This window comes from Nocardia sp. NPDC019219 (assembly GCF_040632645.1).
Classification (GTDB): Bacteria; Actinomycetota; Actinomycetes; order Mycobacteriales; family Mycobacteriaceae; genus Nocardia; species Nocardia sputorum.
Map to the genome: position 1 here is coordinate 114958 of NZ_JBEYCG010000021.1, position 12231 is coordinate 127188.

A 12231-nucleotide genomic window follows, 5' to 3' on the forward strand; every position below is an offset into this window, starting at 1 on the left:
CATCGGTATGCGGCCGCGGCTCGATCGTAGGCGTGGGCCCCGACAGGATCGTGGAACCCGCCGCTCAGTTCTCCAGCCAGCCGTGCTGGTCGGCGAACGCGGTGAGCCGGTCGCGAATGGTGAGGATCTCGCCCGCGGTGAGCGCGGGGCTGGCGTCCAACAGCAGCTCGGTGATCAGGCGCTTGTGCTCGGCGACGGTGAGCTGTCCGGAACCCGTCCGGTCCTTTCCCTTGTGCCGTGCGGGCGGCGCGGGCGACCCGCCGACCACCGTGAGATTCACCGCCTTGGGACCGCGGTCGCCTTCGGTCACCTCGAATTCGAACACCCGCCCCTGCCGCAACTCGTCCTCGTCCAGGCCGATGTCGTTGACGTGGACGAACACGTCGGGCCCACCGTCCTCCGGCCGAATGAATCCGAATCCGCGAGAGCTGTCGAACGACACCAATTTCCCGATGGACACCAACACCCGCTCCTCGTCGCCGTCGCTACCCGGCAACTTTAACTCGCGTTTTCGCCGTCGTCGGAGGAAAGAGCCTTTTGCAACGAATGGAAAACGGTCAGTCCCTGACCGACCATTCCGTTCACCAGTTCGCTCACTCCGTCGGGTCCGTTCAGCACGGTCAGATTCGCGTTCGCCAACCCGTTCGACGCCTGCCGCACGATTTCGGGAAGTTGTTCGATCAACAACTGATCCAGCGCGATCCGATTGTTCGACGCGGCCGCCGCGGCCTGGATGCGGGTGCGGTCGGCCTCCGCCTCGGCCAGGATGCGCACCCGATCCGCTTCGGCCTGAGCGGGTTTCACGACCTCGGCCTGCAATTGCTGCTCCCGCAGCTCGGCCTCCTTGCGCGCCTGCTCGGCCTGGGCGGTGAGCACCTCCTGCAGCGCCATCGCCTCGGCGAGCGGGCCCGCCTGCGCGGCCTCGGCGTTGGCCTTGTCGATATCGCGCTGGTATTGCGCGCGCAGGATCGCCGTCTCGCGCTGATATTCCGCCTGCCTGCGCTGGGATTCCTGCTCGGCCTGCGCCGCCGCCTGCGCGGCCTGCGATTGCGCGATCTGCGCGTCGCGCTGCACGGCGGCATTGTGCGGCGCGGCCAGGGCGGCGATATAGCCGAGGTTGCCGTCGTCGATGGACTGGATCTGGAAGGAATCCACCCACAGGCCGATATTGCTCATCTCCACTTTCGACGCGACGAGCACTTCGTCGGCCAGTTTCTGGCGCTCCCGGATGATCTCCTCGACCGTCATCGAGCCGACGATCGAGCGCAGGTGCCCGGAGAAGATGCGCCCGGTCAGCACCGACATCTCCCGCTCCTGCTCGGAGAGGAACCGCTGGGCGGCGTTCACGATGGACTGGGTGTCGTTGGCCACCTTGAACGCGATCACCGCGCGCACGTCGAGCTGGATGGCCTGCTTGGTGACGCACCGCTCCTTGATCTCGGATTCGAACATCGCCAGCGACAGGTAGCGCACCTTGCGGAACAGTGGAACCACCCAGGCGCCGCGCCCGATGATCACCTTGAACGGCGCGTTGTCCCGGCTCTTGCCGCCGCTGACCAGCATCGCCTCGTCCGGGTCCGGCACATGGTAACCCAGCACGTCTGTCTCCCTTACTGTCTCAGGTTTCTCCGGCCGGATCCGGGGTGAGCGGAATCCACGGGACGACGTCGACGACGCGCCCCGGATGGACCGCGATGACCAGCACGGCCGCACCGGCCGGAATCGGCTCGGTGGACTGTGCGATGTACAGCTCGGTTCCCCCGCGAATCGCGACCAGGACCTCGCTCAGCGTCCCGGCACCTCGGATCGGCGATGTGAGCGTACCCGTCAAACCCACCACGGGGTCGGTCATCCCGCGATCTCCTTCTTCCGGCTCCCCGACCGTCACCCTACGTCCCGCACAGCGTCTTTCGATATCGGCCGGGGAGGACGGCCGCGACGGCGCGGGTATGTTTCTTGCATGGGAGGTCGGCTGGCGCTGGTGGTGGGGTCGGAATGCGCAGCGCTGGGGAAATTGGGTTTCACCGACGAACTCGCCCAGGGTCTGTACGGAAGCCTGACCGAAGCGGGCGGCTGGCGGCCCGCGATCGACCTCGACGGACCGGTGCTCAATCCGACTGTCCCGCAACTGATCGCCGCCGTGGACGCCGCGTTCGAGGCGGCGTCGCAGCGGCAGGCGACCCTGCTGCTCGGCTTCATCGGGCACGGCGTCGCGACGACCTCCGAGGACTTCTACCTGCTCGGCCACGATTCCCCCGCGGATCCCACCTCGCACAACGCCTTTCATCTGACCCAGGAGATCCGCGAGCGGCTCGACCGCGCCGCGCTGGACGGGCTGGTGCTGCTCGTCGACGCCTGCGAGGCCGGACAGGGCGTGCAGGGGGCCGCGCGCCGGTGGACCGATCTGCTGGCGCAGTCGGGCGGCCGGATGGAGCTGCTGGTCGCCTCGGGTGACGGGCCCGCCTACTCCGGATGTTTCACCCGGACCATGCTGGCCACCTTCGACCTGGGCCTGCCGCTGCGCGGCGAGAACCTGCTGCCGTCGGACCTGGTCGATCCGATCGCCGCGCAGTGCACCCACCAACAGCCGCAGCATCTGTCCTTCAGTTCCGGCGCGGTGTCCACCACGCAGGGCGTCGACCCCGGCCTGTGGCTGGTGCCGAACACCGCGCGGCATCGCGACGCGGTGAGCGGGCGTTCCGCGGCCGGGTTCGTCGACCAGCTCACCCGGAGCCTGCTGCTGACGCCCGATGTGCGGGAGCATCTGGACGCGATCGTCGACGCGGGCAGCCACCGGCTGCGGGCGGTGCTTGGCTCGGCGGGCGTGGGGAAGTCCACGCTGCTGGCGATGCTGATCCGTCCCAGCCTGGTCGACGGGCTCGCCGTCACCCCCGACTACATCACCGCCGCGGTGTTCCTGACGGTCAACAGCTCGGTGGAGTCGGTCGCCGCGGAACTGGCCGCACAGCTCGACGCGCGCCTGCCCGGCTTCCCGGAAGCGGCGCGCGCGGCGCGGGCGCATCGGCCCCGCGACGAGTTCGACATCTTCGACATCCTGGTCCGCCGCCCCCTGGCGCGCCTGTCCACGGCCGGACGCCGGGTCACGCTCGTATTCGACGGACTCAATCAGCCGCAGGAGGGGACCAGGCGGTTGCTCGTGGCGGCGATCGCCGATCTGACCCGCCGCGAAGACCTCCGGCACGTGCGGGTGATCGTCGGCATCCGGCCCGGGACCGGCGTCGAGGACGACCCGGGGCTGGCGCACATGTACCGCATCGATGTCGCCGAACCGGCGGCCGACGACATCGCCGCCGTGGTGGACTCGGCGCGCGGAACGGCGCCGGTCGGCCCGGTCGACTGGATCGGCTGGATCCAACGGCTGCTGGCCGAGACGCCGACCGACGCGAGCGGTTCGCGCGTGGTCTCCGGCGGCTGGCTGGTGGCGCGCATCCTGCTGGAGGTCGCGTCCGGGTTGACCGACGGCGCGGTTGCCTCCGGGATCGGCCTGGACCGGGTCATCGCGCTGCGGGTCGAGACCGCGCTGCGCGGGGTGGACCCCGCGACCGCGAGTGACACGGCGGCTCTGCTCGGACTACTGGTCGCGGCGGGTGTCGGCCCCGTGCTGCCGCTGGAGTTGCTGGACTCGGCGCTGTCGTCGCTGGGCGTCGACCTGAGCGCCGCCCGGATCCGCGACATCGCGGTGAATCTCGGCGCGTTGGTCACCCGCAGTCATCCCGGTACCGTTCGCGAGTCGCTCGGCGTGACCCACAGCGCGTTCCTGGCCGCGCTGGCCGCGGAATGCCACCGTCTCGGCGTGCGCATCGCGGACGCGCACCGCGCCTTGGTCGCGGCGATCCAGGCCGACGACACCGACCGGGCCGCCGATTACGCGCGGGGCGCGGCCGTGCGCCACTGCCTGGCCTACGGTGACTCCGCCTTGGCGATCGACTTCCTGATGAAACTGGAAACCGGCAGGTCGGCCGACGATCGCGATCTGTGGGCCGCGTGGGCGCCCGACTTCGTCGAGGCGCTGGGGCCGGACCATCCCGACACCTTCACCACGCGGCAGCGGCGGGCCTATCACCGCGCCGAGAGCGGCGACCTGGTCGGCGCCGTCGCCGATTTCGAGCACTTGCTCGCCGACCGGTTGCGGGTGTTCGGTGCCGACGACCCGGTCACCTTGGCCACCCGCGAGAACCTGGCCGGCTACCGAGCCCGCTGCGGTGATTACTCCGGCGCAGGCGCGGAATTCGAGCAACTGCTCACCGACCAGCTGCGCCTGCTCGGCCCCGACCATCCCGAAACCCTGCGCACCAGGAACAATCTGGCGTCCAACCGCGGCGACGTCGGCGATTTCGCCGGGGCGATCACCCGATTCGAGCGGCTGCTTATCGACCGGGCCCGTGTGCTGGGCGCCGACCATCCGGACACCCTGCGCACCCGCAACAGCCTGGCGTACTGGCGGGCCGACAGCGGTGATCTCGCCGGCGCCCGCGCCGAGTTCGAACAATTGGTGGCCGACTATCTGCGCGTCTTCGGCCCCGACCACCCGAACACACTCGGCGCGCGCAACAACCTCGCGGCGTTCCGCGCGCACAGCGGGGATCTGGCCGGGGCAGGCGCGGAGTTCACCCGGCTGCTTGCCGACCGCCTGCGGGTGCTCGGCCCGGACCACCCCGACACGCTGCTCACCCGCGGGCGGTTGGCCGGATACCGCGCCGACAGCGGCGACCTCGCTGGCGCGATCGGCGACTGGGAGAAACTGCTCGCCGACCGGTTGCGGGTGCTCGGCCCGGATCATCCCGATACCTTCGCCACCCGCAACGAACTCGCGGGCTGTCGCGCCCGGCATGGCGACCTCACCCGCGCGGTCGCGGAACTGGAGGTCTTGCTGGTCGCCGAGTTGCGTGCGCTGGGCCCCAATCACGCCGCCACCATCCGCACCAAGAACACTCTGGCGTACTGGCGCGGCCAGGCCGGGGACTGACCGCTCGGCCGTGCGCGGTGGGAGTCAGGACCGGTAGAGCGAGCGATACACGGTGAGCATCGCGAGGCAGTGCTCGATGATCTGCTCGCGGGTGGCGCGCAGCGAGCCGTTCAGCCACGCCGAGAACATGCCCGCGTTCCCGCTGGCCATGGTCACGGCCGCCAGCCTGCGCTTGACCGGGTCGTCGATGTGGCCGAACAGATGGTCCTGCATGACCCGGGTGAAGACCGGCATCACCGCGAAGGTGGTCTGCCCGAGTCCGGTGCTGGAATACGGCTCGACCAGGAACAGCCGCGATTTGCGCGGGTCGGCGAGCACCTTGTCCACCAGGATCTCCGACAGCGCGCGGTCGCGGGACGGGTCGTCGGTGGCCGCGAAGGCCGTCATGGGCTCCAGGAATTCGTCGGCGACCTGGCGGTAGAGCACGTCCAGCAACTCGTCGCGGCTGGCGAAGCTCTCGTAGAAGTAACGGTCGGTGAGGCCGGCCTTGCGGCACACCGCCCGCATGGTGACCCCGCTCGCGCCCGACTCCCCGATCAGGTCGAGCGCCGCTTCCAGCAGCGTCGCCCGCCGCGTCTCCCTGCGCTCGGTGAGCGTGGTCCCACCCCAGATCCGCGGGCCCCCGTCGTCGTCTGCTTCCTGACCTGTCTGCACGGCCCCACGATAATGCCTGGCGGCACCCCCGACGCCGCCCGCTCCGGCCCCCGGGGTCGTGCCGAAATGGATCCCGCGCCGTCACGGTGTGGTAATCGCCGGTTGCTCGCCACCGGCTATCGCGGTCCGGTCGCTCCGTTGCTGTCGGGCTTTCCCGCCGAGCCGGGGACCTGACGGCACATCCCGGCGTCAACCTCGTTCCAGCGGCAGTCCCGCGTCGCGCCAGGCGACGACGCCCCCGGCCAGACTCGCGGCGTCGTATCCGGCTCGGCGGGCGCGTGCGGCGAACCGCACCGACAGCTCCCCGACGGGGCAGACGAAGACGACGGGGCGCGAGCGCGGGAACGGGATGCCGTGACCGAACATGTCGTCGAGCTGGTCGTCGCGGATGTTCAACGCGCCGGGCACATGCCCGATCCGGTAGGCCATCGCGCCACGGCTGTCCACGATGGTCGGCCGGCCGGTCCGGTCCAGTTCGTCGAGCTGCTCGGGCGACAGCCGCGGCACCGCGGCCAGCTCGGCCTCGGTCGGCGCCGCGTCGCGCTCGGCGCGGCCGAACAATTCCGGTCTGCGCTTCTTGATGTAGGACAGGTAGGGCTCGAGCCGATCGCAGACGATGAACACCGCGACGATCGGGTCGTCCGGATCGATCGCGGACAGATCCAGCGCGGCGAGCGTCTCCAGCGCGGCGGCGTAGCCCGCCCCGCTGGTCGGTCCGGCCAGCACGCCGTACCCGGTGGCCAGGCGTAGCGTCGCGTCCACGGCATCGCCCGCCGACACGGTGACGATCCGGTCGTAGAAGTCGGGCTGGAACAGCCCCACGTCCCACATCTCGGTCTCCGACCGGATGCCGGGAACGAAGTCGGACCGCTCCGAAACCACGGCGACAGTGCGCATTTCGGGATTGTGCTTGCGCAGGTAGGTGGCGGTCCCCCTGGTGGAGCCGGTGGTGCCGAGCCCGCCGATCAGATAGTCGATCCTGGTGATGCCGTCGGCGGCCAGGTCCTCGTGGATCTCGCGTCCGGTGCCGTAATGGTGCGCCTCGATATTCTTCTCGTTGGTGTACTGCGACAGATGCCGGTACGCGCCGGGCTGTTGCGCCATGGTCGACTCGATCACCGAGTAGACGTCGTTCGGCGTGGTCGGGTCGGGGCACTCGGACAGCCCGGGCAGTTCGACGATCTCGGTCCCCAACAGCTGCAACAGATCACGGACTTCGCTCACCTTGATGCGGTTGGTGACCGCGCGCAGGTCGATGCCGTACACCGCGCCGAGGACGCGCAGCGCTTTGGCCGTGTTCCCACTGGACGCTTCGATGAGTGTCTGCCCGCCCGCGCGGATCTCCGCGAGGTCATCGCGCAGCATCGCCCAGGCCACCCGGTCCTTGACCGAGCCGAAAGGGTTGTGCGACTCCAGTTTCGCGTACAGCTCGACGTTCGGCAGTCCGTGCACCGCGGGATCGAGCCGCAGCAGCGGGGTGTTGCCGATGAGTTCGGTGATGTGGTCGTATCGCATTCAGTGCGCCTCGACGGATCGGATCGGGCCGGTGGCAGCATGGGCGGCGTGCGGCGCGACGGGGAAGTCGGGTTCGTACTCCGCGTCGGGGACGATCCGGAATCCGTCCGGCCCCCGGGTGACCGCGAATTTCGCCAGGAGCGGATGCATGGAGGCCGTCGCCGCGGACAGGTCCATGTGGTAGGCGGCGGTATTGGGAAACACCACCGTATCCCCCGGCTGGGGTCGAGCGGGCAGCCACACCTTGTGATTGGTGATCAGGTCGCGTTCCAGGCACAGCCGTCCGGCCAGGTAGACGCCGACCGGGCCGGTCGCGTGGCCGTCGCCCGCGCACGGCAGGAGGATCGGATCGACCATGACCTCTTGATCAGCGGGCGTCACCGTATCGCGGCTGAGGTCGACGTGCACCAGCACGCTGCCGTCGGCGACCTCCTTGACGAACTCGACCGTGGCCAGCGTGATGCCCGCGTGGTCGACCAGCGCCTTGCCCGGCTCCAGCCACAACTCCAGCAGATTGTCGCCCGTCACCTGCGCCACCGTGCGCCCGCCGTGCCGCTCCAGCGGGGCGTCGAGCAGATCGGCGAGCATGCGGTCGGCGGGGACGGTGTTGCCGTACTTGTGGAACACCGGTGTGCCGTGCACGGCGCCGCCCGCGACGTGATAGCCGAAGGTGTTGCTGCCCCAGCTCATCGACTCGCCGCGGCCGAGCAGCGATTCGCGCAGCGCCAGCACGTAGGCGTCGAACCGTTCGGCGTCGGCGGTGAACACCTGCCGGAACCCGCCGCCGATGTCGAGCACCGAAGGGGTGAGCCCGCGCTCGTAGGCTCGCTCGATCAATCGCAGGCAGGAGTCGATCGCCCGGACGCGCTCGCCGAGGTCACCGGAGTCGAGGTGGAAGGCGAACCCGAGGAAGGCGACCCGCCCGCGCTGTGCCGACAACAAATCGAAAGCCTGCCCCACGTGCGCGAGCGGCATTCCGAACCGGCTCACCTGTCCGGCGTCGAAACCGGAAAGGCGCAGCAGCACGGGAACTTCCGCGCCCGGCGCGGCCAGTTCCGCGATGCGGCCCAATTCCCACAGGTTGTCCACGTTGATGGTCACCCCGCGGTCGACGAGGTCGCGCAGGAATGCCTCGCCTTTCGGACCGGTGACCTCGATGCGTGGCGGACCGAACCCGGCGGCGAGCGCGCCGGTCAGTTCGTGCGGCGAGGCGACGTCGATGGCGATGCCCTCGCGTGCGGCGGTGCGGACGAACGCGCTGGACTGATTCACCTTGTGCGCGTAGCAGATGCGGTGCCCGGGAACCCGTCGCTCCAGCACCGCGCGCAGACCCAGCAGATTCTCCGAGTAGACCTCGGGAAACACCAGATGCGCCGGGGATCCGAAGCGCGTCAGCGTCTCTGTCGCCAGACCGGGGGTGTCGAGAAAGGCACGGACGGCCGGATGCACCTTCGCGGGCAGCGCAGGCGGCCACGGCGTCATACGACGGCTTCCGACGACTCGGTGACCTCGGCTCGCGTCGCGTCGTCGGGGCGTTCCGCGACCGGGTTGTAGCCGCCGTCCCGGATCGCCTCGAAGGCCCGGGCCCGGTTGCGCGGGCTGCGGAACTCGGCCACCACACGCTTGCTGTCCAGGTCGATCTCGACCACGCGGATGTCCATCGACTCCAGCACTCCGCCGATCGTGCGGACGCAGTGCTTGCAGGTCATATCGGGGACGTAGAACACCTGATCCTCGGCGGTGGCGGCCCGGTCGGCGGTGGCTTCGTCGAGTGCGGCGCTCACCTCGGCGACCGCGCAGCGGCCCACGATCGCGGTGAACGTCGCGACGAATCGGTCCACCAACAGCGGGAGGATGCTGAAGTGCCCGTTGTCGAGCTGATGGGGTGTGGCCGCCGGGCAGGCCGGATGGCTGCCCGCGGGCAGCAGCGCGTACTGCCGGGAGATCAGGTCGAGATCGTCGTGGTATTTGGCGATCGCCTCGGCGACCGTCAGTCCTTCGGTGGTCGTGGCGCGCTCCATCACGGTGTGCGCGTCGGCGATGGTGGCCTCCTTCATCGCGCGCAGGGTGGCCACCGTCTCCGCCGAATAGCGCAGCGTGCCGTCGGGCTGCGCGGCGAGGGTCACCGGGATCATGCCCCGCCGATAGGTCGAGGCCTGCAACTCCCAGAACCATCGCGTGGCCACCGCGGCGAAGATCCCGGACGCGCGCAGGGCCTCGGCGAACGCGGCGGCATCGCGGTGCGGGGTCTGGCCGGCCAGCAGCGCGTGCTGGGCAAGCACGCGTCCCGCCGCCTCGATGCCGACCCGGAAGATGTCGCGTGGATCGTGGTCGGTGGTCGTGCCCGCCAGAACGGCGCGTTCGTCCGCTCCGAGTGCCGCGATCCGCGCGGCGAAGGTGGTGTCGGTGTCCAGCTGGCGCCACAGGGCCAGGACGGTCTCGCGCATCGCGATCGGCACCACCGGGCCCAGCCCGCCGGCGCGGAAGTGCCCGGTATTCGGGATACCGTCGCTGTCGGTCCACGCGATCCGGTGCGTCGCACTGGTCACCTGATCCGCGCGGCACGGGCGCATGAACCGCTCCAGATACAGCCGCTGCGAGTAGGTGAGATGGCTCCCTGGCTCGGGTCGCAAAGCGGCACAGGTGAATTCGAATCGGCGATGTGGGGGCGGAGGGACCGGCTCGGTGAACAACCCCGGCTGCGCCAAGTCGGCCAGCACCCTGGACGCGGCCCGCCGGTCGTAGCGGGGGATGTCGTTGCTCACGTGACCTCCTCGGCGATGGTTCGCACGCACGCGACGAATCGGTCGATCTCGTCGGGCGTGTTGTAGATGTGCGTGCTGACCCGCACCGAGCCCGCGTCGTCGGTATCGGCGGGGACGCAGTGCGCGCCGGTGCGCACCAGGAAACCCAGTTCGCTGAGGACGAATCCCGCGTCGGTGGCCGAGATCCCGTCCAGGGTGAAGGAGACGATGCCGTAGCCGACCTCGCACGTCGCGTGCGCCGGGCCTGGCAGGAACTCCAGGCCGGGGACCGGCCGCAATCCCTCGATCAGGCGCAGGGTCAGGGCGCGGTTGTGCGCGGCGACGACGTCGAGGCCGAAGGATTCCAGTACGTCCATGGCACTGCCGAGGGCGAGGATGCCGGGGATGTCGGGCGTGCCGCCTTCCAGCAGCGCGGGCATCGGCCCCGGCCGCAATCCGTCCGGATCCGGCTCGACGCCGGAATTGCCGCCGGGCAGGAACGGCGCCAATCGGTCGTGCACGCGCCGGTGGCAGTACAGGATGCCGGTGCCCGGCGCACCGAACATCTTGTGCGCGGCGAAGACGGCGAAATCCGCGCCCAGCGCGGTCACGTCGACCGGGAGATGCCCGCCGCTCTGCGAGCAGTCGAAGCACAACAGGATGGCGGGGTCGATCCGGCCGCGCAATTCCTCCAGCGTGCTGAGGCCGCCGAAGACGTGATGCAGGTGCCCGGTCGTGATCAGCCGGGTGCGCGGGGTGATCTTGGCGAGGATGTCGTCGGTGTCCGCCTCGCCGGCGGCGGTCACCCGGTAGGGGATCAGGTGGATGCGTCGGCCGAAGCGGGCGAGCAGTCCGCGCAGATGCTGCCACGGATAGACGTTGGACGCGTGATCGCTTGCGTTGTACAAGATCTCGTCGCCGTCCGCGAGCGCCGCCAGGCCCCACGACAGCGCGACGGCGTTGAGCGCGGCGGTGGCGCCCGCGGTGAAGACCACCTCGTCCGGGTGCTCGGCGCCGATGAACGCGGCGGTGCGTTCCCGGATCCGGGCGATCCGCGCGGTGAGGCCGGTGGCCCAGGGGTAGGTGCCGCGGCCGACGTTGGCCGTGCCGTTGCTGTGATAGCGGTGGATGGTCTCGATGACCGGCAGCGGCTTCTGGGTGGTGGCGGCGCTGTCCAGGTAGACCTCGGCGGCGCCGGCCAGCGCCGGGAACATCGACCGCACCGCGGCCGGGGCGAACCGGGAAGGCTCCGCCGTCCGCGTCACCGGCGATCTCGGGGCAGGGGACCGCAACGTGACGCTCCCTTCACCGGGTAACTCGGACGTCACCCACGATACGCATTATCGGTACGGACTTCGAACGCTTGTCGCGGACAAGGTCTTTCACGACTAACCTGGAACGTATGCCTCTGACCGTGCAAGAGCGTCAAGAGTTCCTCGCGCAGCCGCATGTCGCGGCATTCTCGGTGGCCGCCGGCCCCGCCCGCGGCCCGCTCACCGTCCCGATCTGGTATCAGTACCGCCCCGGGGGCGAGGTATGGCTCCTGACCGGACCGGAGTCGCAGAAGATGCGCTACCTCCGGGAGACCGGTCGTTTCAGTCTGATGGTGCAGCAGGTCGAGCCCACGGTGCGGTACGTGAGCGTGGAGGGCCCGGTCGTCCGGACCGCCCCGATGACCGAGGAGCTGCACCGCGAGATGGCCGCGCGGTACCTGCCGGCCGAATCGGTGGACGCCTACCTGAAGGCGGCCGAGGCCTACGGTGAGCAGGTCGCCGTCTACCTGCGGCCGGAGCACTGGCTGTCGGCCGATCTGGGCGACCCGAGCACGCTCTAGTACCTGCCCTGCAGGTAGTCGACGAGGTGTTCGCGCTCGGTCGCCAATTCGGAGATCGCGCTCTTGACCACGTCGCCGATGCTGACGATGCCGACCAGCCTGCCCGCGTCCACGACCGGCAGATGCCGGATGCGGTGCTCGGTCATGGTGCGGCGCAGTCCGTCGACCCGGTCCTCCGGCGCGCAGGTGCGCACCGCGGCGGTCATGATCGCCGAGACCGGCGTGTCCAGCAGCTCCGCGCCGCGGGCGTGCAGACTGCGCACCACGTCGCGCTCGGAGACGATGCCCGCGATCGTGGCCCCATCGGGAGAGACGACGACCGCGCCGATGTTCCGCTCGGCCAGGGTGGCCAGCAGCGCGCGTACCGTAGTCTCGGGCGCGACCGTGGCCACGTCGCTGCCCTTCCTGCGCAGGATCTCCGAAATTCGCATATTTCACCATCCAGACGTCGCGGCACTACCAGGATCGCAAGTCAGCGCTCCGGTGACCAGCACGAA

The 12231-nt window shown here is 69.8% G+C and carries 11 protein-coding genes; 2 read left to right on the forward strand and 9 right to left on the reverse strand.

Going from position 1 to position 12231, the window contains the following annotated elements:
* Positions 1–64: 64 nt before the first annotated feature.
* The 3 genes from ABZ552_RS30590 to ABZ552_RS30600 are packed head-to-tail and all read right to left on the reverse strand — an operon-like array spanning position 65 to position 1852.
* On the reverse strand, positions 65–466 hold the full coding sequence (locus ABZ552_RS30590) for a cold shock domain-containing protein (protein WP_159849674.1): 402 nt from the start codon (positions 464–466) through the stop codon (positions 65–67).
* Positions 467–498: 32 nt separating this feature from the next.
* Complete coding sequence (locus ABZ552_RS30595) at positions 499–1599, reverse strand: SPFH domain-containing protein (RefSeq protein WP_281873475.1); 1101 nt, start codon at positions 1597–1599, stop codon at positions 499–501.
* A gap of 19 nt (positions 1600–1618) precedes the next feature.
* Positions 1619–1852: a hypothetical protein gene (locus ABZ552_RS30600; protein ID WP_063020111.1), complete on the reverse strand. Its 234-nt coding sequence runs from the start codon at positions 1850–1852 to the stop codon at positions 1619–1621.
* A 108-nt stretch (positions 1853–1960) separates the two neighbouring features.
* On the opposite strand from ABZ552_RS30600, the gene ABZ552_RS30605 reads away from it, so the two are divergent.
* Positions 1961–4987 (forward strand): tetratricopeptide repeat protein, encoded by a 3027-nt coding sequence (locus tag ABZ552_RS30605; protein WP_281873471.1) that lies wholly within the window; start codon positions 1961–1963, stop codon positions 4985–4987.
* Positions 4988–5011: 24 nt separating this feature from the next.
* Here the strand turns inward: ABZ552_RS30605 and ABZ552_RS30610 are convergent, their stop codons facing one another.
* The 5 genes from ABZ552_RS30610 to ABZ552_RS30630 all read right to left on the reverse strand — a co-directional run bounded on the left by ABZ552_RS30610 (position 5012) and on the right by ABZ552_RS30630 (position 11165).
* Entirely contained in the window at positions 5012–5641 is a 630-nt protein-coding gene (locus ABZ552_RS30610; RefSeq protein ID WP_281873470.1) for a TetR/AcrR family transcriptional regulator, read from the reverse strand.
* A 189-nt stretch (positions 5642–5830) separates the two neighbouring features.
* On the reverse strand, positions 5831–7156 hold the full coding sequence (locus tag ABZ552_RS30615; RefSeq protein ID WP_281873468.1) for a pyridoxal-phosphate dependent enzyme: 1326 nt from the start codon (positions 7154–7156) through the stop codon (positions 5831–5833).
* Positions 7157–8638, reverse strand: a complete 1482-nt coding sequence (locus ABZ552_RS30620) for a decarboxylase (protein ID WP_357441440.1) — start codon at positions 8636–8638, stop codon at positions 7157–7159.
* The gene (locus tag ABZ552_RS30625) at positions 8635–9921 is read right to left on the reverse strand and encodes a heavy-metal-associated domain-containing protein (RefSeq protein ID WP_357441442.1); all 1287 of its coding nucleotides are present in this window, start codon (positions 9919–9921) and stop codon (positions 8635–8637) included. The genes ABZ552_RS30620 and ABZ552_RS30625 overlap by 4 nt, the downstream gene beginning before the upstream one ends.
* Complete coding sequence (locus tag ABZ552_RS30630) at positions 9918–11165, reverse strand: aminotransferase class V-fold PLP-dependent enzyme (RefSeq protein ID WP_281873462.1); 1248 nt, start codon at positions 11163–11165, stop codon at positions 9918–9920. The genes ABZ552_RS30625 and ABZ552_RS30630 overlap by 4 nt, the downstream gene beginning before the upstream one ends.
* Before the next feature lie 137 nt (positions 11166–11302).
* Here ABZ552_RS30630 and ABZ552_RS30635 point away from each other — a divergent pair, with 137 nt between their 5' ends.
* A complete protein-coding gene (locus tag ABZ552_RS30635; RefSeq protein ID WP_281873460.1) occupies positions 11303–11734 on the forward strand; it encodes a pyridoxamine 5'-phosphate oxidase family protein in 432 nt (143 codons plus the stop codon).
* On the opposite strand, the gene ABZ552_RS30640 is transcribed toward ABZ552_RS30635, so the two are convergent.
* The gene (locus ABZ552_RS30640) at positions 11731–12165 is read right to left on the reverse strand and encodes a CBS domain-containing protein (protein ID WP_281873458.1); all 435 of its coding nucleotides are present in this window, start codon (positions 12163–12165) and stop codon (positions 11731–11733) included. The genes ABZ552_RS30635 and ABZ552_RS30640 overlap by 4 nt on opposite strands.
* Positions 12166–12231: the final 66 nt, after the last annotated feature.